The 21,443-nt window shown below is 51.2% G+C and carries 20 protein-coding genes; 12 read left to right on the top strand and 8 right to left on the bottom strand.

Annotated elements, in window-relative coordinates:
• Positions 1-25 precede the first annotated feature (25 nt).
• The 4 genes from AFL22_RS18345 to AFL22_RS18330 all read left to right on the top strand — a co-directional run bounded on the left by AFL22_RS18345 (position 26) and on the right by AFL22_RS18330 (position 5,188).
• Positions 26-1,999: a methyl-accepting chemotaxis protein gene (locus AFL22_RS18345; protein ID WP_052271878.1), complete on the top strand. Its 1,974-nt coding sequence runs from the start codon at positions 26-28 to the stop codon at positions 1,997-1,999.
• Between the two features lie 104 nt (positions 2,000-2,103).
• Positions 2,104-3,120, top strand: a complete 1,017-nt coding sequence (locus AFL22_RS18340; protein WP_010257039.1) for an NAD(P)-dependent alcohol dehydrogenase — start codon at positions 2,104-2,106, stop codon at positions 3,118-3,120.
• A gap of 220 nt (positions 3,121-3,340) precedes the next feature.
• Entirely contained in the window at positions 3,341-4,120 is a 780-nt protein-coding gene (locus AFL22_RS18335) for an MBL fold metallo-hydrolase (RefSeq protein WP_010257042.1), read from the top strand.
• Positions 4,121-4,195: 75 nt separating this feature from the next.
• Positions 4,196-5,188 carry a helix-turn-helix domain-containing protein gene (locus AFL22_RS18330; protein ID WP_052271877.1) on the top strand — a complete coding sequence of 331 codons (993 nt, stop codon included), beginning with the start codon at positions 4,196-4,198 and terminating at the stop codon, positions 5,186-5,188.
• A 91-nt stretch (positions 5,189-5,279) separates the two neighbouring features.
• Here the strand turns inward: AFL22_RS18330 and AFL22_RS18325 are convergent, their stop codons facing one another.
• On the bottom strand, positions 5,280-5,681 hold the full coding sequence (locus AFL22_RS18325) for an H-NS family nucleoid-associated regulatory protein (protein WP_010671934.1): 402 nt from the start codon (positions 5,679-5,681) through the stop codon (positions 5,280-5,282).
• A 275-nt stretch (positions 5,682-5,956) separates the two neighbouring features.
• On the opposite strand from AFL22_RS18325, the gene AFL22_RS18320 reads away from it, so the two are divergent.
• Both AFL22_RS18320 and AFL22_RS18315 read left to right on the top strand, forming a co-directional pair.
• Entirely contained in the window at positions 5,957-7,519 is a 1,563-nt protein-coding gene (locus AFL22_RS18320; protein ID WP_052271876.1) for a sensor domain-containing diguanylate cyclase, read from the top strand.
• A gap of 68 nt (positions 7,520-7,587) precedes the next feature.
• On the top strand, positions 7,588-8,025 hold the full coding sequence (locus AFL22_RS18315; protein WP_010257053.1) for a VOC family protein: 438 nt from the start codon (positions 7,588-7,590) through the stop codon (positions 8,023-8,025).
• Positions 8,026-8,262: 237 nt separating this feature from the next.
• On the opposite strand, the gene AFL22_RS18310 is transcribed toward AFL22_RS18315, so the two are convergent.
• Positions 8,263-8,664, bottom strand: coding sequence for an H-NS family nucleoid-associated regulatory protein (locus AFL22_RS18310; protein WP_010257055.1), 402 nt, complete (start codon positions 8,662-8,664; stop codon positions 8,263-8,265).
• 872 nt (positions 8,665-9,536) lie between these two features.
• Between AFL22_RS18310 and AFL22_RS23580 the strand changes: the two genes are divergently transcribed.
• Entirely contained in the window at positions 9,537-9,722 is a 186-nt protein-coding gene (locus tag AFL22_RS23580; protein ID WP_010671932.1) for a DUF2256 domain-containing protein, read from the top strand.
• A 52-nt stretch (positions 9,723-9,774) separates the two neighbouring features.
• On the opposite strand, the gene AFL22_RS18305 is transcribed toward AFL22_RS23580, so the two are convergent.
• The 3 genes from AFL22_RS18305 to AFL22_RS18295 all read right to left on the bottom strand — a co-directional run bounded on the left by AFL22_RS18305 (position 9,775) and on the right by AFL22_RS18295 (position 11,025).
• Positions 9,775-10,077, bottom strand: a complete 303-nt coding sequence (locus tag AFL22_RS18305; RefSeq protein WP_029519489.1) for a hypothetical protein — start codon at positions 10,075-10,077, stop codon at positions 9,775-9,777.
• 105 nt (positions 10,078-10,182) lie between these two features.
• Positions 10,183-10,725, bottom strand: a complete 543-nt coding sequence (locus tag AFL22_RS18300; RefSeq protein ID WP_033770122.1) for a YfaZ family outer membrane protein — start codon at positions 10,723-10,725, stop codon at positions 10,183-10,185.
• Positions 10,726-10,788: 63 nt separating this feature from the next.
• Entirely contained in the window at positions 10,789-11,025 is a 237-nt protein-coding gene (locus AFL22_RS18295) for a YgdI/YgdR family lipoprotein (protein WP_010257065.1), read from the bottom strand.
• Between the two features lie 147 nt (positions 11,026-11,172).
• On the opposite strand from AFL22_RS18295, the gene AFL22_RS24675 reads away from it, so the two are divergent.
• The 4 genes from AFL22_RS24675 (at position 11,173) to feoB (ending at position 15,450) form a co-directional block, all read left to right on the top strand.
• Positions 11,173-11,298 carry a hypothetical protein gene (locus AFL22_RS24675; RefSeq protein ID WP_277814010.1) on the top strand — a complete coding sequence of 42 codons (126 nt, stop codon included), beginning with the start codon at positions 11,173-11,175 and terminating at the stop codon, positions 11,296-11,298.
• Positions 11,299-12,034: 736 nt separating this feature from the next.
• Positions 12,035-12,415, top strand: coding sequence for a YgiW/YdeI family stress tolerance OB fold protein (locus AFL22_RS18290; RefSeq protein WP_010257071.1), 381 nt, complete (start codon positions 12,035-12,037; stop codon positions 12,413-12,415).
• Positions 12,416-12,898: 483 nt separating this feature from the next.
• Complete coding sequence (locus AFL22_RS18285; RefSeq protein ID WP_022624265.1) at positions 12,899-13,123, top strand: FeoA domain-containing protein; 225 nt, start codon at positions 12,899-12,901, stop codon at positions 13,121-13,123.
• On the top strand, positions 13,123-15,450 hold the full coding sequence (gene feoB, locus AFL22_RS18280; protein ID WP_052271875.1) for a Fe(2+) transporter permease subunit FeoB: 2,328 nt from the start codon (positions 13,123-13,125) through the stop codon (positions 15,448-15,450). The genes AFL22_RS18285 and feoB overlap by 1 nt, the downstream gene beginning before the upstream one ends.
• A 437-nt stretch (positions 15,451-15,887) precedes the next feature.
• Here the strand turns inward: feoB and AFL22_RS18275 are convergent, their stop codons facing one another.
• On the bottom strand, positions 15,888-16,925 hold the full coding sequence (locus AFL22_RS18275) for a tyrosine-type recombinase/integrase (protein ID WP_052271874.1): 1,038 nt from the start codon (positions 16,923-16,925) through the stop codon (positions 15,888-15,890).
• A gap of 933 nt (positions 16,926-17,858) precedes the next feature.
• Between AFL22_RS18275 and AFL22_RS18270 the strand changes: the two genes are divergently transcribed.
• Positions 17,859-18,329, top strand: coding sequence for an SgcJ/EcaC family oxidoreductase (locus tag AFL22_RS18270; protein WP_033770116.1), 471 nt, complete (start codon positions 17,859-17,861; stop codon positions 18,327-18,329).
• Positions 18,330-18,623: 294 nt separating this feature from the next.
• On the opposite strand, the gene AFL22_RS18265 is transcribed toward AFL22_RS18270, so the two are convergent.
• Together AFL22_RS18265 and AFL22_RS18260 are read right to left on the bottom strand one after the other, a co-directional pair.
• Positions 18,624-19,841, bottom strand: coding sequence for a monooxygenase (locus AFL22_RS18265; protein ID WP_052271873.1), 1,218 nt, complete (start codon positions 19,839-19,841; stop codon positions 18,624-18,626).
• The gene (locus AFL22_RS18260) at positions 19,834-21,294 is read right to left on the bottom strand and encodes an MFS transporter (protein WP_052271872.1); all 1,461 of its coding nucleotides are present in this window, start codon (positions 21,292-21,294) and stop codon (positions 19,834-19,836) included. Before AFL22_RS18260 ends, AFL22_RS18265 begins: the two co-directional genes overlap by 8 nt.
• Between the last annotated feature and the right edge of the window lie 149 nt (positions 21,295-21,443).

The following is a 21,443-nucleotide window of genomic DNA, read 5'->3' as shown; positions in this document are numbered from 1 at the left end:
CTCAAATAAAAGCGAAAATAATAATATGTCGATCATTAAGACGATCAAAAGACACCTGCCTGTTGCCCGTCTTAGGAGTAGCAGTCAGCCTGCCAATGGCACCTACGATTGTCGTGCGTTGCCAGATTCACTGGCCTCCGTGGGTTTAAGCTCGCGGGCGGGCGGCATCCTGATGACCTTCGTTCCGCCTGAAGCCGATTTTCAGCGGGTCAGTCAGGCCTGGCAGCGATTCAATTCCGCCGACCTGACGGTATTGACGCTCTCTTCCAACGGCGCGCTGAGCAGCAGCAGATCGCAAAGCACCTACTGTGATGGCAATGGCCCGGAGGGAAGCTACCTCTGGCTGCCGGACACACTGATCGCACGCCATGAGACGCATATTGTTGATCTGCATGTCGCCGACACGCAGACGGCCAGCCAGCGCATCACCGCCATCCAGCAGGAGCTGGCGCGCTTGCAAGTGCGGATGCCGCTCTCGGCCGATCGTACTTTCGCCATGATTTACTGCGACGGATTATCGGCATCTGAAGGCTTTCTGATGCAGGCCTGGTATAACAGCGGGCGCTTTCCCTGCCTGGCGATTGGCGGTTCTGCCGGGGGTAAAATCACCTTTGATGGCACCTGGATTGGTACAGGTGGCAGGGTGTTGCAGGGCAAGGCTGTGATTGTGTTCTGCCAGATGGCGCCAGGAAAATCATTTGCTCCTTTTAAAAGCCAGAACTTTACGCCACGCGATCAGAGCTGGCTGATTGCTGAAGCCGATCCGGTTGCGCGTACTGTAACGTCAGTATTTAACCGCCAGGGGCAGCAGCAATCGTTTGTTGCGGCGCTGTGTGAACATCTCAACTGCAACGAAGCGCAACTGAGCGAACGGCTAAAGGGGCTCACTTTTGGCGTTAAAGTTGGCGGCGAGTACTTTATTCGCTCGATCGCCAAAATTGAATCGGGCGGCGTACACTTTTTCTGCGATCTTGAGTTTGGCGATCGACTGTTCCTGATGGAAGAGAAAGACTTTAAACAGACGACGCAGCAGGAGTGGCAGGCTTTTACCGCTCAGCATGGCAAACCCGCGGCGATCCTGATGAACGACTGTATCCTGCGCCGTGTCGGTAATGCCGATAAGCTGCATAATGCCCATTTCTTCAAAGGCATTGCCGCCGCCGGTTTTTCCAGCTTCGGCGAAATCCTGGGTGTGCCCATCAATCAGACGCTCTCCGCGCTGGTGTTCTTTAATCATGACGTCAAAGCGATGAGCCAGTTCCCGGTAGAGTACGCCGGCTACGCGGCACACTACGCGCAGCGAGCGTTGCGCCGCTGGGAAGCGCTGAACAGCATCCAGACGCGGGTGCTGGATCGGGTTATCACTTATCAGCAGGCGCTGACGCCGCTGATGGAGGCGCTGCCGGTGCTGGAAACAGCCACTCAGAGCCAGGGAGAAACCCTGAGCCTGGCAGAGAGCAGTATCCGTAACATCAGTAACATCGCCACCGAGAGTCAGCAGGCGCAGGGCCGGCTGGATGATGGTCTGGACGATCTGGAGAAAATTTCCAACGGCATCAATGAGATTACGCATGGCATCAGCAATATTGCTTTCCAGACCAACATCCTGGCGCTGAATGCCGCAGTAGAAGCGGCTCGTGCAGGCGAGGCTGGGCGGGGATTTGCTGTGGTCGCGGGCGAAGTTCGTCGTCTGGCGCACTCCTCAAAAGAGCAGGCTGAAGCTACGGCCAGTAACATCGGTGAGGCAGTCAGCACCATCTCACGTATCCGGCTGGTGGCCAGTGATTCGGCGCAGACCGCCGCCCAGATGGCAGAGCGCAGTATCAGTGCAGCCGATACGCTGGCGGCCATGAATCAACAGACGCGACATGAGCGCGCTGACATTGCGAAGCATCTCGGCAGCCTGCGTGAACTGACGCAGGGGATGGATGCGATGCAGGAAGCCGTCGCGCAGCTCAAGGTGTTACAAACTCTTTCCGGTGCGCAGGTTAAGGGCTGATTTATCAGCATAAAAGACAAAAAAGTGCGGTGTAAGCGTAACGACCAGGCAGGGCGGGCTTTCAGTTGTTACACTTGTCGGTGATTAACCACGCAGAGGTATGAATGAAAATTAAAAGTTATGCAGCCATGCAGGCTGGCCAGGCCCTTGAACTCTATGAGTACGATGCCGCCGAACTGGCAGCCGAAGAAGTCGAAGTCCAGGTCGAATATTGTGGCGTCTGCCACTCAGATCTGTCGATGATCGACAACGAGTGGGGCATCTCTCAGTTCCCGGTGATTGCAGGACATGAAGTGATTGGCCGGGTTTCAGCCCTGGGCGAAGCGGCTAAGAACAAAGGTCTTTCAGTCGGCCAGCGTGTAGGAATCGGCTGGACAGCAAAAAGCTGTCAGCACTGCGATGCCTGTATTAACGGCGAGCAGGTTAACTGTCAGCAGGGCAGCATCCCGACCATCATGAACAAAGGTGGTTTTGCCGAGAAGCTGCGTGCTGACTGGCAATGGGTTATTCCGCTGCCAGAAAAACTGGATGTGGCGAGCGCCGGTCCGCTGCTGTGTGGCGGTATCACCGTGTTTAAACCGCTGCTGATGAGCAACATCACGGCAACCAGCCGTGTGGGTGTGATTGGTATCGGCGGACTTGGCCATATCGCAATCAAGATCCTGCACGCGATGGGTGCCGAAGTGGTGGCATTCAGCTCAACGCCAGATAAGAAGCAGTCGATCCTGGATATGGGCGCGGATGAAGTGGTTAACAGCCGTGATCCAGAAGCTCTGAAAAAGCAGGCAGGCCGTTTTGACCTGATCCTGAGTACTGTGGCGGTCGACCTGGACTGGAAACCTTATTTCGCTGCGCTGGCACCTCAGGGTAAATTCCACACCGTGGGTGCCGTAATGAAGCCGATTGAAGTGAGTGCTTTCGATCTGATCCTGGGTGACAAAGCGGTGACCGGTTCATCAACCGGCTCACCAGGCCAGCTGCGTTCGCTGCTGCGACTCGCCTCGCGTGCGGATATTGCGCCACAGGTTGAGTTCTTCCCGATGTCTGACATCAATAAAGCGCTGGATCACGTTCGCGCCGGTAAAGCCAATTACCGTGTGGTTCTGAAAGCCGATTTCTGATGCGAATCTGAAATGACATGCCGCAGCCTGCTGCGGCATTTTTTTATCCTCAATTTGTCAGCAATCCATTAATCCTGCCACAAAAAAAATCGCAGTTTGGCCCGATTCCATCGAACACTGTCCTCTGAGCCTGTTACGCGCAGGTAAACAGTGCCGTAAAGTGACCTTATGGTAGCCAGTAAGCCTGGCTGATTTCACTGAGACTGTTCACGGAGCCAAAATGAAGCTGACCCAGATTCGTAATGCCACCCTGCTACTGGACTATGCAGGCAAAAAATTCCTGATCGACCCGATGCTGGCCGAAAAAGAGGCCTGGCCCGGGTTTGCCGGAAATGCCCGTCCGCATCTTAGAAATCCGATGGTTGAGCTGCCTGTCCCGGTCGCTGCACTGCTGGCAGTCGATGCGGTGATTATTACTCACACGCATATGGATCACTGGGATGAGGCTGCGCAGCAGCTAGTGCCGAAGACGATGATGATCTACAGCCAGGATGAAACGGATGCAGCGCTGATTCGTTCGCAGGGGTTTGAAAATGTTCGCGTGCTGCAGGATGAGAATCCGTTTGTTGATGGCCTGACGATTTATAAAACCGACGGTCAGCACGGCAGCAATGCCTTATATGCCGACAAAGTGATGGGCGATATTCTGGGTGACGCCTGTGGCCTGGTCTTTACCCATCCGGCAGAAAAAACCCTCTATATAGCTGGCGATACCGTATGGGTCAAACCCTATGTCAGAGCGCTGCAACGTTTTCAGCCGCAGGTGGTGGTAATGAATATCGGCAATGCAACCAACGATCTCTATGGCCCGATTATCATGGGAAAAGAGGATACCCAGCGCACGCTGAATATCCTGCCTGACGCAACGCTGGTTGCCTCACACATGGAGGCGATCAACCACTGTTTGCTGACGCGCGCGGAGCTGCGTGCCTGGACTACCGAACAGGGTATTGCTGACCAGGTGCTGATCCCGGAAGATGGTGACACAATGACGTTCTGAGCGTCGTGGCACTAAACCGGCACAATTGTGCCGTGAGTTCTCAACACTACGCTGTCACACAATAAGGGGGAGAGGATGGCTGCTCTGAGGGTCGCGGTGCTGGCAACGGCCGGTTTTAGTCCGTTTCATTTTTCAGTTCCCTGTATTCTGTTCGGCTCAGCCCTGCCGCAGCAGGATCTGTTTCATGTTGATATCTGCGCACTGGAACCAGGCCCGGTCATCTCAGAGATGGGGTTGTCAATTACGGTGGAACAGGGTCTTGACCCGCTTGATCAGGCGGACATTATTATCGTGCCCTACTGGCATAATCCGGCTGAAAAACCTGCGCAGGCGCTGCTTGATAAGCTGGTGGCAGCCTGGCAGCGCGGCGCAGAGATCGTTGGACTATGTCTGGGCACTTACGTACTGGCTTATGCAGGTTTGCTCGATAAGCATCGTGCTGCCACTCACTGGGAATTTGAGCGTGACTTCAGCGAGCGCTTTCCGCAGGTTCACCTCGACAGTAATGCTCTTTATACCCGTGACACTCGTCTGATCACCTCTGCCGGCACCGCGGCGGGCATCGACTGCTGCCTGGATATCATCCGTCACCACTATGGCAGCGCCATGGCTAATCGGGTAGCCAGACGCATGGTGGTGCCGCCTTACCGTGAAGGCGGTCAGGCGCAGTTCATTGAGCGGCCGGTTCCGGAAACAACGCGTGACAGTAAGATCAACGCGTTGCTGGCGTCCCTGCGACAGAATCTGCATCAGCCGCAGGATCTTGACTCACTTTCGCGGACGCTTGGCATGAGCAGGCGAACGCTGACGCGTCATTTTCACAAGGCGACAGGCATGTCCCTGGGAGAGTGGCTGACAGCAGAGCGTCTGCAACGCAGCCAGCTATTACTCGAAACCACCGGCATCAGCATTGAATGTGTGGCAGAAAAGGCGGGTTTTGATTCGCCCGTGTCATTTCGTCAGCGTTTTAAATCCCGGTTTGGCGTCTCTCCCAGCGAGTGGCGCCGGACATTTCGGGGGCCGCATCCGGTGATGAGTGATGAGACATTACGACAGGACGATGAGTGACCAGGCCCGGATGAATTTCTGCGCCTGTGACTTTGCCTGCCGGAATATTCCCGCGTAATGACGGTCACTATTCCGGCAGAAATAAATGCGACTACAGCAGGAAATCATCCAGCGACTGGCCGTTTTCAATGGCCGCCTTAATTACGGAGGGCGTTCGGCCCTGACCCGTCCAGTAACGAACCTGACCATTTTCGTCATTGTAACGGTATTTCGCCGGACGCTTTGCGCGTTTCTTTTTGCCGGTTACCGAGGGGGATGCGCTCTTCACCAGCTCCGCCGGGTTAATCCCTTCTTCCATTAACAGCTCCTGGTAGAACGCCAGTTTTTCTGCTTTCTCACGCGCTTCCGCTGCTCGCGCGTTTTCCTCTTCACGACGTTCATTTACCACGGTCTCTAATTTCTGGCGTAACTCTTCCAGCATATCCAAAGCCATATTGCGCGCCTCTGCACGAAGCGTGCGGATATTGTTCAGGCTGCTCAGGTTTTTACTCATAACAAATCCTCAAATACTCAAATTAATCAATGAAGTGCAAATTATTCAGCTGGCAAGGGTAACATTTACCCACGTGATATTTGAAGCGCTAGTGTAGTCTTATTCGCTATTAATCCTCTATTAATGGTGCTGGTTGAACCAATAAAGAAGAAATTTTAAGCGAAATCTGCTGGTTAATTGCGGATTATCATTGTTGAAACAGGATTGTGGGATTTGCATTTTTGCTTTTGATTAACTGTGCTTAAATCAGTCAACAGGGTTTATTAAGGACAGGCATGAAGTTTCGCCAAAAAAATGAGGGTTCAGCGCCAAAAATCTCGCCGCTGCTAAGAAGTATTATCCTTTCAGGCGTATTGCTCAGCGTGGCGGTGATTGGCTTAAATGTGTGGACGCTGCGGGAAGACTGGAATGAAACCGTCGATAAAGCTGAAGATACGGCGGTTAATCTGTCACTGTCACAGGCGCGCCAGGCGGACGATACATTTTTGCAGACCGAGCTCTCTTTGCGCGAGGTGCAACGCGAGCTCGAAAAGCAGATTGCCACAACCGGTGTAGATGGCGAGGCGCTGAGCCAGACGATGCGCCTGTTGCAGAGCCACCTGCCACAACTACACGGTTTGTTCTACTATGATGCGCAGGGGAAATGGATAGCCACTTCTATGAGCCGGATACCGCCTGACATCAATAATTCCGATCGTGAATATTTCGATTATCACCGCACCAGCCCGCGCGATACCCTGCACGTCGGCCCGGTGCTTCGCAGCCGCACCACTCACGAGCTGGTGATCCCGGTTACGCTGCGTGTGAACGATGCCTTTAACGGCTTTCGGGGCGTCTTACTCGCCACCATCAAAGTGGACTATTTCCGCCGTTTCTACAGCTATTATGAACTTAGCGAAGGCGATGTACTGGTACTGATGCTGGCAGACAGTACCGTGCTTTACGCCCGTCCGATGCCGGATAGCTACATCGGCAAAAACCTCTCAGTGAGTCCGCTTTTCCTCAGGATGCTGGCCCATGCGGATAAAGGCAGCGGTCAGTGGACCGCTGCGCTTGATGGTAAAAAACGCATCTTTGGCTTTGTCCGCTCACAGCGATACCCGCTGGTGGTGGCCGCGGGATATGACAAGCGCGCGCTGTTTAACCACTGGCTCAAGAGCTGGGTACATGATCTGATTCTGAGCCTGGCGCTGCTGATTGTTATTCTTTTACTGGGTACATTTGTACTGCGTCAGGCACGGCATACACTGCGTTATCAGCTTGAGCTGACCCGATTACGCGATGACCTGACCGCGGCTAATCGCGCACTGGAAAATCTGGCTCAGAGTGACGGGCTGACGGGTGTTGCCAACCGGCGCCATTTTGATCACATGCTGACTGAATGCCTGCAGAACGCGGAGCACAGTGGCCTGCACGTGTCATTGATCCTGCTCGATATCGATTATTTTAAACGTTTCAACGATACCTACGGCCATGTGGCGGGTGACGACTGCCTGAAAAAAGTGGCTACTGTTCTGAAGAACGCCGCCCGCCGCAAAAACGAACTTACGGCCCGATATGGCGGCGAAGAGTTTGCCATTATTTTGCCCGGACAGCCGTTGTCAGCCGCGTTGAACTTCGCTGAATCGATCATAGACGCTGTTAACAGGCTCGATATTCCGCATCTCACCACGGAACTGCCGCAAAAGCACGTCACCCTGAGTGCAGGCTGCGCCGTCTATCTTGCTTCAGACTCACAACAGGAAAAAGAATCGCTGATAGCGCGCGCGGATGAGGCTTTGTATCACGCGAAACGGGCAGGGCGTAACCAGGCCATGTGTGAAGAACGTAGCGGCTGAGCATCCGTGATCAAATCCTGAATCCTGCCTGTGGCATGGTGACTGCTCAACTTAAACAGGGAGCGGCCATGTCAAACGATACCGGTTTCACTCATCTTGCTTTACAGGTACGGGATTTAGAGAAGAGCGTAGATTTTTATCAGCGTTATGCCGGGATGCAGGTGATACATCAGCGTGAACCTGGCATTCCTGAAGCACAGAAAGTGGCGTGGCTGTCGGATTTAACCCGACCTTTTGCGCTGGTGCTGGTGCAATCTGACAACAGTGTAGATACGCCGCTGGGTCCATTTGGTCATATAGGGGTGGCCTGTAGCAGCCGTGAAGAGATAGATGAAAAAGTGGCACTCGCACGGCTCGAAGGTGTGTTGCGACGCGACGCGCAGCAATCTGGTGTGCCAGTCGGATACTGGGCATTTTTTGCCGATCCTGATGGCAATACGCTAGAGCTCTCTTATGGTCAGCAGATCGGACTGGAAATTATCACAGCCGCCACACGCAATCGCTGAATAAATAAAGCGGTTGAGAGAACAGAATGAAACCCATTACCTGTTGCGTGACTGCGTAAAGCTTTTCAGTTATTGAGTTCAGGGTAACGCCTGAGCAGGATTATGGATGGAGAGACAATAACAAGATGAGAAAGGAAAGGGTACAGGCTGGCCGGTAATTGAGATGCTTAAACCTGACCATTTATGGTGAAAAAACCGCCTGCCTGATGCAGGCGGTGTTTCATTATGCATACTGGATTAAATCAGGAAATCATCCAGCGATTTACCTGCATCAATGGCAGATTTAATAGCAGATGGGGTACGGCCCTGGCCAGTCCACTGCTTAACCTCACCATTTTCGTCGGTGTACTGATATTTAGCCGGACGAGGCGCGCGTTTTTTCTTCACGGCTGGTGCAGTCGGCATACCATTTAACAGTTCGTTAGGATCGATACCTTCCTGCAACAGTAATTCACGGTACTTTGCCAGTTTCTCAGCTTTTTCACGATTAGCTGCTTCAGAAGCCTGTGCTTCTTCACGTCGCTCACTCACCACAACCGACAGTTTTTCCAGCATTTCTTCCAGGGCAGCAAGGTCAAGCTCGCGAGCGTTTGCGCGAAGGGTACGGATATTATTCAAGCTGTTGAGAGTGTCACTCATCAAAGTCACCATAGTCATGTTCAGATAATAAAATACAGAGCGGGTTCACGCTGATGCTTTTCGTCAGACCTGCTTTTTTAGGATGCTTGCCTTCGAAGAATCAAAATACAGAACCGATAGTTCAACGCCAACATATTAATCGCTTTCTCAAAGAGTTTAAACTGTAATTAACGTAAGACCCTTAAACAAAAGTAAAGTTACTCTTTTTTTTACACTCTTCGCTCAAAATGTCAAAAAGGTGCCTCATCTGATGATGCCCAATAATTTAGTTACGTTATGGATAAACCGGGCTTTCACGCCGCTTTTCCAGCGGAATCGCTTCGCTAATCGCGGACCTGCTTTGTTCTGAGAGGCAGTCACCGTGCATACTTCTCCAGATAAGGCTGGATATGTCCATGAGGCCACCATAATAGGGTTGTAAAGGACGCATAGCAAAATTACTAAAAAATAACCATCAGGTGGCTGATTTATTCAGACAATATGTAAGGCCATGAAATCAGATTAATTTATCACTTAATTAACGTTCTGGTTAAGGCGATCATCACCAGACGGGTTATGGCTTTGTTTTAAAAGCCTGGAGAGACAAACCCCAGTAAAGGGGGATAAAACAGTCAGAATCACGCGTGACCTGTATGACCCTGGATTGATTATTTAGGGGCGTAATGACTTTTTAGCCGCCGTATGGGGCCAGAGAGGCTTTCCGCTAATCAAGGAAACCTGAGCCACATCATCCGGGTACCATATTGCCTTATGCGCCGATGAAGCGGTAAACAGTGCGATCTCAATTGCCCTCAATACTTACTCACAAGCAAGCTAAACTGTATAAGAGACGCTATTGTCAGCGATATAAGGGGTTCTCAGGAGAGACTGGCGTGTTCAAAGGCAATAAAAAGTCATTACCGGTTCGCTACTGCAAAACGTGTAATAAACCGATGTCATGGCGAAAAAAGTGGGAACGATGCTGGGACGAGGTGTTGTATTGCTCGGAACGGTGCCGGCGGCAGCGTACTGATCGGCAAGAGGATGATACAGAAATAAAACCTGAACCTGACCTCTGACGCTGACTAGAGCTGGCCAGGGATTGACCTGGCCTCAGTCAGGGGAATGGGGCTATTGCTGTACCTCGATCTGTTGCCAGCCTCTTTTAAACATACAATCTTTAACCAGTATCTCTCGCTGGCTTTCATTGGCGTCGCTGGTGGAGTAATCGGTGTCAGTGGTTTTATATTTACTGTCTTTTGAGGTGTATTTACCGCTAACGACATTGTCAGGGGGTAAATCCCGCAGTGCCTGGGCCCGACAGGCTGTTTCCGTAATTGTTTCCTGCTGTTCAGATGCATCTGGCTTGACCCATTTATACTGCACACATCCGGTCAGACAGAGAGTAAATAACATCAGCATAAGAGGTTTCATAATCTGTTTCTCAGTGCTCCCCGCCTGAGTTGAGACGAGTGATTGAGTAAGGAAACCGATCGGCAGGGTTTCCTCACCACAAAAAAAGGGAAGAGTCATCCGACGTTAAAATGTCAGGCCACCACCGATATAGGGACCATCGATCAGGGTATGTCCCGGACGTCCATCTTTGCCATCAACACCCGCATAGCGATAGCCCACTTTTAACACCAGTGGATCCACAGGTGACCAGCTGACACCGCCATTGGCCTCAACGAAATTCTTAACGCTGTTGGTCAGCTGTTCCGGGGCGGAATAACCTTCTCCATACAACGCAAAATTAGCAGGCAGATTGATTTTCACACCGCCGCCAACAGGAAACGCAACGCCGTTATCTCCTTTTTTGCCGCCGATGTAAGCGGCTTTAACGCCAGCCGTCAGCATCACAGGTCCAATTTCAAGGTTATAACCGGTACCCGCCTGACCAATCTGAACACCATCCGCCGTATTTTTGATCCACTGACCATCAACATAAAGCCCGCCGGATGAACGGCCGATTTCTGCGTCCAGTACCGAGGTGTTTTTACTTTGTTCAGCATTCAGGCCAATGGCCATGGCAGAGGAGGATGCACACAATAATAAGCCAAAGCCAATTACAGAAATTTTCATTGCTCAGTTTTCCCACAGAATCAGATTTTCAGGATAATGATTAAGAGTGCTATTAAAGCAGATTTACTTTTGCACAATCTCTTTAACATCGTGCTGTTGTAACTGATGCATGTTTCCATCCGTGTCTTTATAAGAGATCATGCCTGTTTCTTTATCTTTTGCGGGTTTGCCATGAGTCGTAATCATGTGCCCATCGTTGGTGGAGATCACATAATTGCTTGAGCAGGCGGAAAGGGACATAACAGAAGTTATCATCGCTATAGCAAAAGCGAATTTCTTGCCAGAATTAAAAGATGTCATTTTACTTTCCTGTCGTTTCTTTTTAAGAAGATGCGGCATTATTCGCTGTGATTGTTAAACGACATGCTAACAATCCGGCAGTTTGCCTCTTTATCAGGATGAGAATGATCTGGATCAATATCATGGGTTGCTCAGGAGTAAGCAACCATGGCGGGTATTGATTGTTTTGCGACCAGTACTTGCGGAAGCGAAGGCAGAATTTTTACTGAGAGAATCAGGAAGAAAACCAGCAAGGTAGAGGAAAAGAAACTTAAGCTCGAATACCAAAAATGAATCTGTAAGAAGCATAGGCTGATGCTCAAAGACTGAACTAAACGCATTTATTCGGAGGCTCACGCTGGCGAGTCTCCGCTCTTCGGTAAATTCCGCATTTTCCTTTATCTCTTGTCAGTTTGGGGGGGCATCAGGCTATCACCACTCTCTGAGAAAGTTGCAAAGCATATCGGCCTTTAACCACTCTCCTCTTCTGTTTATGCATTTTCAGACAGTATCAGGCAACATTCTTCCCCTTTTAATGCCAGAAAGGGCTGCATTCCGAATGGAATCCGTTGTCGATACACTGCATACGCAGCGTTACTGGGTTCTGTTACTATCATCGGGAATCAGGCATAGAAAAAAACCACTCAGTTGAGTGGTTTTAAAAAGAAAAAAATAGTTAATGAGCAAAACTGCGATACATAATGTTTTAATACTGGGATATATCTATGCCAGGAAATAATATCCGTTAACAGACATGTTAGCTATGGGATTTATAAGAAATGATGCAAAGTGAAAGCGTAACAATGACCATAATACACTGAATGTTAAAAATTCACCACTCACGTAATTGTTTATCGATTAATTTATTTTTTTAACAACATGGATTAAACTTTGATTGTTTTTCTGATGCGGATTTATCGTGCTCATCATGCTCATTACATTTTTAAAACACATGGAGGTAATCAATTTTCTTAAGATCCCGTTAAGATCTGCATCGTAAATTAGCCCGACAATTTTAACGGAGATAAATATGAAAAAGTTTCTTTTAGCAGCATTGTTTGCCGGTATGAGTTTTGGAGTTGCTGCACAGGAAGGTTTTGTTAATCCAGCAGGGCAGGGGTATTCTCAGGGCGGATTTAAAGGTCCGACACCCGGCGTCTCTTCTGTCGCTCAGGTTAAGACGCTGCGTGATGACGCATGGGTCGTTCTGGAAGGTAACATCATCAGACAAGTGGGGCATGAACTTTATGAGTTCAAAGATGCTACCGGAACGATTAATGTCGATATTGATGACAAGCGCTGGATGGGACAATCGTTATCACCGAGTGATAAAGTCCGTCTTGAAGGTGAAGTTGATAAAGACTGGAACAGTGTTGAGATTGATGTAAAAACGGTTCGGGTTCTTAAGTAATCCTTATTCGCTCATCACCTGGTGGTGGCCTGAAAATCAGGGCACTGCCATTGTGAAAATGATCCTTCCAGGACGCCTTTCTTTCATTACAGCGGCCGCAATTTAGTTACAACACCCTATTTGAGCAGATTACGTTACCGGCAATATCCTGCCAGATTGGTTTTTTTGATTAAACCTGAACGGAGCCGTTCTGTGAATCCGAGTGCTCATTGACTAGCCGCCCCGCACGGCCCGAAGGGCCGTAATAGTTATTTACGGTACATTGAATGATGTAACTAAATGTAGAGTGCGGGAATGATTCAACATTCTCCACATCCGCCTTTAACTGTTGAACGCGCGCCTCGAAGAACCCCCATTTAATGCGCTGTTGACCTGCCGTTGACCCTGACGGCAGTTTTCTTCTGCCTGCCTGATGCCAGATCAAAAACCGAAACGAGTATCATTTATAGAATGAGTGCTTCTTACTTTTAGGCAGGGCGTGATATGGCAATGAATATGGGCAGCACCTACCGGATCCTTGGCTATCAGCCATCGGTAAATTCCGCCTGGCGCCAGAAATTACTGACAATGGGTATGCTTCCCGGCGCAGTTATTGAGGTCATTCGCGTGGCGCCAATGGGCGATCCGGTGCAGATCTCTACCCGCCGTGTCAGCCTGGCGGTGCGGCAGCGTGACCTGGATGACATCATCCTGGAGGAAATCGTCTGATGAAGAAGATAACCATCGGGCTGATTGGTAACCCTAATACCGGCAAAACCACGCTGTTTAACCAGCTCACCGGTGCCCGACAGCGGGTCGGGAACTGGGCTGGCGTCACGGTTGAGCGCAAAGAGGGTCAATTTTTTACCGCGCAGTCAGATGTCAGGCTTATTGATCTGCCAGGCACCCGATCGCTGACAACGCTATCTGCTGAAAGCTCGATAGATGAGAGCATCGCCTGCCAGTATCTCTATCAGGATCACGCCGATGTGGTGATTAACGTCGTCGATGCCTCCAGTCTGGAAAGTAATCTGTTCCTGACCTTTCAGCTGCTGGAACTGGGCGTGCCCTGCATTGTCGTTTTGAACATGCAGGATATTGCCGCCAGCCAGAACATCACTATTGATGTCGCAGCACTGTCAGCTCATCTCGGATGTCCGGTCGTTTCACTGACCTCAACCAAAGGTGATGGCATTGCCCAGCTCAAAGCGCTGATTGACCAGCCCCATATTTACAGAGCACCGGAACGGGTACGTTATCCGGCCGCGATTGAAACGGCCATTGAGAAGCTCTGCCAACAGATGCCCGCCGCCATAGCCCCACAAAAACGCTACTGGCTGGCCTTGCAACTGCTGGAAGGGGATATCAACAGTCAGAAACTTTGTCCGGCGCTGGTTCCGCATTTGCCCGAGATTATGCAGCAGGCCGGAGGAGAGACCGGCGTACAGATTGCCGATTACCGCTATCGCACCATCAATGCGCTTTGCGCGGCAGTGAGTAACATTCATCACGCAATGCCCGCCGGTCTGACCCGCAGGATCGATAAAATTGTGCTGAACCGCTGGCTGGGCATTCCGATATTCCTGGCGGTGATGTATGTAATGTTCGTGCTTTCAATTAACATCGGTGCTGCGCTACAGCCACTGTTCGACAGCAGTTCGGTGGCGATATTCATTCATGGTGCGCAATGGCTGGGCTATGTCTGCCACTTCCCTGACTGGCTGACGGTTTTCCTGGCGCAGGGTATCGGTGCCGGTATCAATACCGTGCTGCCGATCATTCCGCAGATTGGCCTGATGTTCCTGTTCCTCGCTTTCCTTGAAGACTCCGGCTACATGGCGCGCGCCGCTTTTGTGATGGATCGTCTGATGCAGTCACTGGGCCTGCCGGGAAAATCCTTTGTGCCGCTGATTGTCGGCTTTGGCTGTAATGTCCCGTCGGTCATGGGGACACGGACGCTGGATACACCGCGTGAGCGTCTGCTGACGGTGTTGATTGCGCCTTTTATGTCATGTGGCGCACGGCTGGCGATTTTTGCGGTTTTCGCTGCGGCATTCTTTAACACCCACAGTTCCAGCCTGGTTTTCTCCCTCTATCTGCTGGGCATTGTGGTGGCCATCGCGACCGGGCTGGTGCTTAAGCATACCCTGCTGGGCGGAGAAGCCTCGCCGTTTATCATGGAATTGCCGGTCTATCACCGGCCTCACCTCAAAAGCCTGCTGTTGCAGACCTGGCAACGGCTGAAAATGTTTGTGGTGCGAGCCGGACAGGTGATTATCCTGGTGAGCATGCTGATTGGCGTACTGAGCAGCTTTGCCTTTAATGGCCAGATGGTTAATGACATTAACCACTCTGCGCTGGCGGCGACCAGCAAAGCGATCACGCCCATGCTGTTGCCGATTGGTGTCACTCAGGATAACTGGCAGGCAACAGTGGGGCTGGTGAGCGGCATCATGGCGAAAGAGGTCGTGGTCGGCACGCTCAACAGCCTTTACACCACAGAGGCAATCCAGAGCAGTCCATTTGATCCGCAGGCTTTTGACCTGCCTGGTGAGCTTAAAGAGGCGCTGACAGAGACCTGGGCGGGGTTAACGGCTGCCTTCAGAATTGATGCGCTGGCCCATCCCATCGATGCCAGTAAAGGCGATGGTGAGATGGCGACTGGTTCGATGGGCGTGATGTCTGCCAAATTTGGCAGTGGTTTTGCCGCTTACAGTTACTTAATTTTTGTCCTGCTCTATGTTCCCTGCGTCTCGGTCATGGGGGCTATTGCGCGGGAAGCCGGTAAAAAATGGATGATGTTCTCATTCTTCTGGGGACTCAACATCGCCTACACCACGGCCACGCTGTTTTACCAGACCGTCACTTTTGCCGACCATCCTGCATTCAGTGCGACCTGCCTGATAAACGTGCTGGTGCTGAACGGAATCATCCTGCTGGCATTGCGAAAAGCGGGAAGCCGGGTGCAGTCAATACCGGTCATGCTCAGGGAGGAAAAGGGGAGTTGCAGCGGCTGCCACGGCGGCTGTGATAAGCAGAAAGGCTTTGCCCGGTAAAAATAAGTACTGATGACATTCACTCTTTCCGCTGCCGGCGATTTCTGGCCGCAGCGGACAGGTGAGGATTGTCCTGTTGATTGTTCTTACGAATTTGAAGCCAGAATGGTGGGATGATTAGCGTATGAGCAGTGACAAAGGCTGCATGACAATTAACCCGGCCAGAAGCATTATCCTTCCCTCTGAAGGCAGATGTTTACCAAAGCAGGTCTGACCATGCATTGCAGCATGCCCTTATTATGGATAGCGGCTCCTGTTTTGCAGACAGATTCGCAGCATGCGTTAGGGCAGTAAGGATAAATCAATTAAATCAGCCGGATGAACGCTGTGGATGCCCGCCGCAGCGTTCATCCGTACCGGCTTACACACAGGCTGTCCACTTTTTCTGTGGATAACTTCAGCCTGAAAAAGGGGCTTTATTCTCTTTTCAGGAGCCATCAGCCAGGATAATCAGGGTCACCATATTGCTCCATAAACTCCACCATGGCACCTTTGTGTGCATCCACATGGCGGATATAGCGCATCAGTGTTTCTGGTTTTTTCCACGTGCCTTCCTGCATGATCCTGGCAATCGGATAGCCTTTATCTGCCATATCCTGCGCAGCACCCACCCTTGCGCTGTGGCCACTCCAGCCGGTGTAGCGATTTTTGTTGGCCTTCACTGCGCCCTCTTTTCCGGCAGTACGCCATGCACGGCTAAAGATCTGTTCCAGTGCCCTTGTGCTCATCGGCTTTTCGCCAATCAGTGGCCGGCCAGACCGATGTACTGCAGTAAACAGCCAGGCATCAGGCTGGCTGGATAGCCCTGACGCTTCAATCCACTCTTCCAGTCGCTGAGTTGAACGGGCGCTGAGCGCCTTAATCAATCCGCCGGTCTGCACAATAGTTTTTGTCCATGCCACATCCAGAATGATGCGACCATCGCCGGCACGCATCACATCCCGCACCCGCAAACGCGACAGTTCACTGATACGCAGTAGTGTTGCATAAGCCACATGTAAAAAAGCCAGATCGCGAAGCGCCTGAAGGTTATCAGAACCTGACCATTCTTCATCCAGCGCCAGCAGGTCACTCAGCCTGAAGGGCACGGCCTGGCCTGCCCGCTCACCGTTGATCACCGCCACACGGTTTATCTTCTTCATCGTCCGGAAAACCAGCGGAGAGACATTGGGCACCGGCAATCCGGCGTTACGGTGTAACATCGAAATTAACGCCGCGTGTGAAGTGACGGTTGAGGAGGCCCGGCCGCTTTCAGCCAGAAAAGAAAGATAGTCACGCAAATCGTCTGCACTCATCGGCAGGAAGCTGCGCTGGTTATCTTCCGACCAGCGATTGCAGATTCGCATTACGCTAAGCAGCTGTCGCCAGGTGTTAGGTGAGAAAGCCTCTTTATCCTGAACGAACTGCCGGAGCCGCTCGGTGATATCGCTATTCCGGTCAACCGTCAGAGGGGTTAACGGCACTAACTCACTCATATTTGCTCACTTATCAACCAAAGATGCCGATGATCGCGCTACGTTAATTCTGAGAACTAAGCAGGGGGATAACCGGGCAGAATTTACGTAGCGTTGTCATTTTCAGGACGAACTCTACTGCTATCCATCTTAACCCGGCACCTTCCCTATGTCATGATTTCGTATAAGAACAATTATACGAAGTTAGTATATCGTAACTGATCCCGTCTGGCTTTTAACGGATTGACGCTCATCGCAGTCAGTCAGGGCAGGTACAGGTCACACGCTTTATCAATAGCTGAACGTAACTCACTGCGAGTTGTTCAAGTGAAACCACGACGCAAAAAAATGTCTCAAACTAAGGCGCGTTTAAACCAAGGTATGAACGGTTTAATCATTATTTAATTAAATCAGCGCATCACGATGCTTTATTTTCCCAGCGCAATAATGAGCAGGAGCATCAAAATAGAGATGTTGAAAAATGGCAGACTACGTTAATTAGTTAGTCAGTTAAATTAATAACTCATAAAAAGGTTCCATATAATACTGCTCACAGGCAATATCCTTTTAAAATTTTTATAGAGTACATAAATTAAACACAACTTCCCGATATTACGTTCATAGTTCTGAACAGGCGACATGTCATTTACGCTACCAAAAGAGACCCAGGCATTAACCCTCAGAACAAAAAACTAAATACCAGCTTATCGCCGATTTAAATACCAGACAGCACTTCCTTTCATCTATCTTGTTCCCCTGCATATCAAAAGCGTCGATAAGTATTTGCATCAGCTTTTTAATCGAATAAAGCGGCTAATGTATTTGTCGCAGCAGTCTTATTCTGGCTGATCAGCCGGATTAAAACGTATTAACGAGTTATACACATTTTATGGCGGCGTCTGGAAGAACGCACAGAACGTCGGCTTCACCCAGGGTAAATATGAGGATGTTTTCATGAAAAAAACGTTATTATCGCTGTGCCTTTTAGGTCTCTCCTGCGCCCCAGTTGTTACGCAGGCACAACAGTCTGTGACCTGTGTCAGAGCCTCAGAGCAGGATGTGGCCAACCTGTTTGACGCCTGGAATGACTCTCTGGCAACCGGTGATGCAACAAAAGTCTCTGAATTATATGTCAGCGATGCCGTTTTGCTGCCGACCATTTCAAATCAGGTACGTCTGACCGATCAGGAACGTATCGATTATTTTAAAGATTTCCTGAAAAAAGGGCCGAGCGGTAAAATTGATTCCCGGACTATCAGAATCGGTTGTAATAAAGCGATTGATACCGGCGTTTATACATTTACTTTTAAAGATAACACGCACGTCACAGCACGCTATACCTTCACTTATGTCTGGGATGGTAAGGGCTGGAAAATCTCAACCCATCACTCTTCAGCTATGCCAGAGCCTGTAAGCAAGCCTTAACAGACGCGCTGATGAAAAAAGAGCCAGCGTCATGATGTGATGCTGGCTCTTTTCCCTTTACGCAAAAATAAACGTTCGGGCTTGAAGATAATAATGCCTGACTCATACTTAATAAATGGCAATTAATATCCTTCGCATTTAGCGTGTCTGTTTCCTGTATCACGGACAGTATAAGTGTTATTAAATGGCCAGCGTCAGTTTCTCATCCGAATAAACTGAAATCTGTCGGTTTGGTGCTTCCATTGCAGGCTGATCAATTCCCAAACGCAAATATCTGCCCATGAAACAGCGGTTTTATACTCCATTTCCATTGCCTATCTGCCAGATAAAGGTCGGATCGGTACCGTTCACCTCCCAGTCACCCACGTTACGTAGCTTGTAGATCACCGGATTGTGCGACGACACCGTTCGTGCATTACGCCAGTGCCGGTCGAGTGCCTTGCTGACTCGGGTATCAGATGCACCCAGCGCATTGAAGAATTCTGTTGCCGCACGCGTCACCAGCTCAACGGCCACCACCTGTGCCTGAGCGGACTCTACTTCGGCCAGCACGTTTGCCGCATGAAGCTGTGCCTCATCTGCGCCACTAAGTTGCAGCTCAAATGCCCGCTGCAACGAGTGGGTCGCCCGGTCGACGGCGGCTTCGGCTGCCCATGCCCAGCTACTTATCTGACCAATCACCTGCAACACCTGCACATCCTGCTTCACCTGCGGCGCATTACCGTGGCTGTAAATACGCTTACGCTGCGCCACGCCATGAGCAGCATCGCGCACCACCGCCCGCCCGATGCCCGCCAGCGTGGCCAGTAAGACATGCTGATAGAATGCCGTCTGATAGCGGAAACGCTCACTGAAATCATAGACATGGGGCAGTTCAACCCGGGCCTGATGAAAGCGCGTCGTACCACTGCCGGTCAGTCGCTGCCCGAAGCCATCCCAGTCATCATCGCGCTCCACCTCATTCTGGTGGGTGTTCACCAGGGCAATCACGTCACGACCGTTATCCGCGCGCTGAGCATAGACATCAATCCAGTCTGCATAGAGCGTGCCGGTGCTGTAGAACTTCTCACCGCTGATCCGCCATCCCCCCTCATCGGGAGAAACCTGAGTGTTGACCTCACCCAGCTTAACCGCGCCGATCTCGCTCCAGCCGCTGCCCACCAGCTCACCGTCCACAAAGCGGCGGAACCAGCGACGCCGATCCTCACTGGCTGGCTGGTTCAGGCGATCCTCAATAAATGCGAAGTGCGCACGCAGCGCCTGTGGCAGGTTCGAATCTGCCTCAGCCAGTTCGGTCAGCAGAGCAAATAGCTGCGGCAGCGAAACCCCAAAGCCGCCTTCTTCTTTAGGGATACGCAGGGTGCCAAAGCGCGCCGCTTTCAGCCAGCGAATCGGTTCATGCAACAGTGTGCGTTCGGTTTCACGGGCACTTGCCCCCTCAGCGATGCGGGCGAACAGCGGCCTGAAATGCTGAACCAGTTCGTCAAATTCGGTACGATTTAATTCAGACATGATCCTCTCCTGAGTCGGGTTGTTCATCGATGTCCTGTCGGGTCGGTTCAAAACGAATGATTAACAGGAAAATAATCGGGATAAGGGCGGCCAGCGAGACAATCCAGAACATATTGGTGCCGTAACGCGCCTGCAAAATTGGCAGAATAAACAGCGCCAGCGCGCTGCCCACACCGGAGAGCGAACGACTAAAGCCGACACCGGTGGCGCGTATGTGGGTCGGGTAGGAGAGCGCCGGATAGATCATCAACTGCGCGCCGGGTCCGAATCCCTCTGCAAAGAGCCACAAACCCAGCATCAGCACCGCAAACACCACGCCAGCTGTCGCCTGGGGATGACCAATCAATGCCAGCGAAATCAGCGCGATAAACTGCAGCGCAAATCCGGCGATTGCGACATGCCGTGAGGGAAATTTCCACGCCAGTCGCATCCCCAACAGCCCGCCGGTAAAGGCGAACAACGCATTCAGTCCCAGCGAGGCAGAGATAGTTTCAAATACGCCCGCGCCGAGAAATTGCGCCAGGATAGAGGGCAGGAAGAAAGCGATGGCGGTGTATTCAAATGAAATACAGACGTTCATCACCGCACTGACGACCGTGCGCTCCAGATAAGGCTTCTGAAACAGTACGCGGAAACGCACTTTCGGCTTCGCTTTCACCGCATCGGTTTTAGCGGGCGGCTCCTCATGCGCAACAATGCCGTAAGAGTCACGCAGAATACGCACCGCACCGCTCAGGTCGCCCTGATTCGCCGCCCACAGCGGTGACTCATTCATAAACTTACTGCGCACCGCAATAATCAGTAGCGCCGGTATGGCGCCAAACAGCAGCGAGGCGCGCCACAGCCAGTCGATATGTTCGGCGGGCAGCAGGAAATAGAGTGCAAAAATAATAAAGAAGCAGGCAGACGAAGCGGCATACCACATCGGGCACCAGGCTGCGAGGCGCGATGCTTTATTGCCCTTGCCGGAGAACTTAGAGAATTCTGCCAGATAGGCCATGGCAACCGGCAGATCGATCCCGACGCCGATGCCCATCAGAAAACGGGCACCAATCAACACCCAGACGTTGGGGGCCAGCCCTGCCGCAATGGCGGAGACGACAAAAAACAACATGTCCGCCATAAACACTGAGTAACGGCCATATTTATCGGTCAGCCAGCCGCCGACCAGATTACCCACAATGGTGCCGATCATGATTGACGACGTCACCAGGCCCGTGAGTACCGGGGTTAAACCAAACTCCTTCACCACATCATCAATGCCGTAGGAGAGGGTAGTGAGATCGTAGGCATCAAGAAACACGCCGCCCAGCGCCAGGAAAACAATCCAGCGCGCATAGCTGTTTTTTTCGGTGTTACTGTTAATCAGCCGGGCCACATCACTCACCGATCGAACCGGTTGAGAGTGAGGCGGTGGCGCAGTTAAGGTGTTGTCAATTTCTAATGTACTCATCGTATCCTCGTTATTATATTCAGCAGGTAGCGAGGGTTTTATATGAATTACTGGCATAGTTAACAACCAACAAAATCAGATAACTATTATAATTAATTCAATAAGATAGGATTATATCTCACCCACACCAGACCCCGCATGAAATATAA

Origin of the sequence: Pantoea sp. CFSAN033090 (genome assembly GCF_001264395.1) — a bacterium.
GTDB lineage: Bacteria > Pseudomonadota > Gammaproteobacteria > Enterobacterales > Enterobacteriaceae > Pantoea > Pantoea agglomerans.
Note: the sequence above shows the minus strand (reverse complement) of the source record. Positions and strands in the feature narration are given on the sequence as shown.

What these genes read in the sequence shown, in the direction of transcription:
- AFL22_RS18345 (WP_052271878.1), top strand. Translation starts at nt 26, where the DNA reads ATGTCGATCATTAAGACGATCAAAAGACACCTGCCTGTTGCCCGTCTT.
- AFL22_RS18340 (WP_010257039.1), top strand. Translation starts at nt 2,104, where the DNA reads ATGAAAATTAAAAGTTATGCAGCCATGCAGGCTGGCCAGGCCCTTGAA.
- AFL22_RS18335 (WP_010257042.1), top strand. Translation starts at nt 3,341, where the DNA reads ATGAAGCTGACCCAGATTCGTAATGCCACCCTGCTACTGGACTATGCA.
- AFL22_RS18330 (WP_052271877.1), top strand. Translation starts at nt 4,196, where the DNA reads ATGGCTGCTCTGAGGGTCGCGGTGCTGGCAACGGCCGGTTTTAGTCCG.
- AFL22_RS18325 (WP_010671934.1), bottom strand. Translation starts at nt 5,681, where the DNA reads ATGAGTAAAAACCTGAGCAGCCTGAACAATATCCGCACGCTTCGTGCA.
- AFL22_RS18320 (WP_052271876.1), top strand. Translation starts at nt 5,957, where the DNA reads ATGAAGTTTCGCCAAAAAAATGAGGGTTCAGCGCCAAAAATCTCGCCG.
- AFL22_RS18315 (WP_010257053.1), top strand. Translation starts at nt 7,588, where the DNA reads ATGTCAAACGATACCGGTTTCACTCATCTTGCTTTACAGGTACGGGAT.
- AFL22_RS18310 (WP_010257055.1), bottom strand. Translation starts at nt 8,664, where the DNA reads ATGAGTGACACTCTCAACAGCTTGAATAATATCCGTACCCTTCGCGCA.
- AFL22_RS18305 (WP_029519489.1), bottom strand. Translation starts at nt 10,077, where the DNA reads ATGAAACCTCTTATGCTGATGTTATTTACTCTCTGTCTGACCGGATGT.
- AFL22_RS18300 (WP_033770122.1), bottom strand. Translation starts at nt 10,725, where the DNA reads ATGAAAATTTCTGTAATTGGCTTTGGCTTATTATTGTGTGCATCCTCC.
- AFL22_RS18295 (WP_010257065.1), bottom strand. Translation starts at nt 11,025, where the DNA reads ATGACATCTTTTAATTCTGGCAAGAAATTCGCTTTTGCTATAGCGATG.
- AFL22_RS24675 (WP_277814010.1), top strand. Translation starts at nt 11,173, where the DNA reads ATGGCGGGTATTGATTGTTTTGCGACCAGTACTTGCGGAAGCGAAGGC.
- AFL22_RS18290 (WP_010257071.1), top strand. Translation starts at nt 12,035, where the DNA reads ATGAAAAAGTTTCTTTTAGCAGCATTGTTTGCCGGTATGAGTTTTGGA.
- AFL22_RS18285 (WP_022624265.1), top strand. Translation starts at nt 12,899, where the DNA reads ATGGCAATGAATATGGGCAGCACCTACCGGATCCTTGGCTATCAGCCA.
- feoB (WP_052271875.1), top strand. Translation starts at nt 13,123, where the DNA reads ATGAAGAAGATAACCATCGGGCTGATTGGTAACCCTAATACCGGCAAA.
- AFL22_RS18275 (WP_052271874.1), bottom strand. Translation starts at nt 16,925, where the DNA reads ATGAGTGAGTTAGTGCCGTTAACCCCTCTGACGGTTGACCGGAATAGC.
- AFL22_RS18270 (WP_033770116.1), top strand. Translation starts at nt 17,859, where the DNA reads ATGAAAAAAACGTTATTATCGCTGTGCCTTTTAGGTCTCTCCTGCGCC.
- AFL22_RS18265 (WP_052271873.1), bottom strand. Translation starts at nt 19,841, where the DNA reads ATGTCTGAATTAAATCGTACCGAATTTGACGAACTGGTTCAGCATTTC.
- AFL22_RS18260 (WP_052271872.1), bottom strand. Translation starts at nt 21,294, where the DNA reads ATGAGTACATTAGAAATTGACAACACCTTAACTGCGCCACCGCCTCAC.